Source organism: Microbispora hainanensis, from assembly GCF_006874475.1.
GTDB lineage: Bacteria > Actinomycetota > Actinomycetes > Streptosporangiales > Streptosporangiaceae > Microbispora > Microbispora hainanensis.
Genome location: NZ_VIRM01000141.1, coordinates 1 through 1,424, shown reverse-complemented (window position 1 = coordinate 1,424; position 1,424 = coordinate 1). Strand labels below are relative to the sequence as shown.

The following is a 1,424-nucleotide window of genomic DNA, read 5'->3' as shown; positions in this document are numbered from 1 at the left end:
CGGTAGGTGTCAAGTCAAACGGGACATCAGGGTAGCTATCGCTAAGCTGTCGCCTCCTCGGCCGTGTCGGCCCGGTCACCGTCAGGCATATTGATCCACGCCACGGTCGGGATCTTGGGCAGGGACGGCCTGCGGGTGAACCGCTGCGGGTTGTTGGACCGGAATTTCTCGATGGTCGCGGCACGCTTGTGCTGGATGGCCTGCGCGGTGCCGATATGCACCGAAAAGGGTGTGTGCAGCCCGATGCCGGAATGGTAGTGCTCGTGGTTGTAGTACTCGAAGAAACGGCGGCAGAAGCTGCGCGCGTCGGCGAAGGAGCCGAACGACCCGGGAAAGACCGGGCAGTACTTCATCGTCTTGAACTGCGCCTCCGAGTACGGGTTGTCATTGCTGATCTTCGGTCTGCTGTGGGACTTGACAATGCCCAGGTCCGACAGCAGTTCGGCCACCGAGATGGACGTCATGGCGGTACCCCGGTCGGAATGCAGGAAGTCCGGCGCGATGCCGCCGTTGGCGCGGATCGCGTTCTGGATGAATCGCTCGGCCAGTTCACCCGATTCGCGGGTGTGGATCTCCCAGTGGACGACGTACCGGGAGAAGATGTCGATCATCACGTACAGGTCGAGGAACTGTCCACGCGCGGGCCCGGGGAGCTTGGTGATGTCCCACGACCACACGGCGTTCGGCCGGTGGGCGACGAGCTGGGGCTTCTTCTTGGCCTCGTGCCGGGCCTGGGCGCGCCGCTCCCGGACCTGGTCGCGGGAGCGCAGTTCCCGATACATGGTGGACGGGGAGGCCAGGTACACGCCGCGGTCCAGCAGCGCCGCCCACACCTGGCGCACGGACTTGTCGCGGAACTCCTCGCTGTTAAGCACCGCGATCAGCTCGTCGCGTTGCTCGGCGGTCAGCGCGTTCGGCGGAGTCGGCCGGGCCACCGGTTCCCCGGTTTCCGTCCTCGGCGGTTTCGGTGTGCGCCGGCGGTACAGCGTCGACCGGTTGATTCCGGTCAGAGCGCAGGAGGCTTGGATTCCGATGTGGGGTTCGAGTTGCTCGCGGGTGTCGTCGCGAAGCTCGGTCACGAGTTCTCCGAGTCCGCGCTCTCGGACATCGTCTCCAAGAGCGCGTGCCATTTTCCCATGATTTCCAGGGCGGCCTCGGTTTGGGCCAGCTTCTTCTTCAGCCGGGCGTTCTCCCGTTCGAGCTTGGCCCGTTCGGCCTTTTCCTTCGCTCGCTGCCTGGCCGTCTCGTCGTTGGCCGGCGCCTTGTGCCCGGAAAGGCCCGCAAGGGCGCCTTCGTCACGCTGGCGGCGCCACAGTTGGATGCTGGAGTCGTACAGGCCTTCCCGTCGCAGGATGGCACCCTTTTCGCCGGGAGGTGCCGCGTCGTACTCCTCGACGATTCGACGCTTGTAGTCCGCTGAGAAG

General features: G+C 65.1%; 2 protein-coding genes. Both read right to left on the bottom strand.

The annotated features are described in order from the left end of the window. Positions 1 to 41: 41 nt before the first annotated feature. Positions 42 to 1,079: an IS3 family transposase gene (locus tag FLX08_RS39855; RefSeq protein ID WP_142625427.1), complete on the bottom strand. Its 1,038-nt coding sequence runs from the start codon at positions 1,077 to 1,079 to the stop codon at positions 42 to 44. Next, positions 1,076 to 1,424, bottom strand: a 349-nt coding sequence (locus FLX08_RS41095) for a transposase (RefSeq protein ID WP_167530775.1), incomplete at its 5' end; no start/stop codon positions are given. The genes FLX08_RS41095 and FLX08_RS39855, both read right to left, overlap by 4 nt.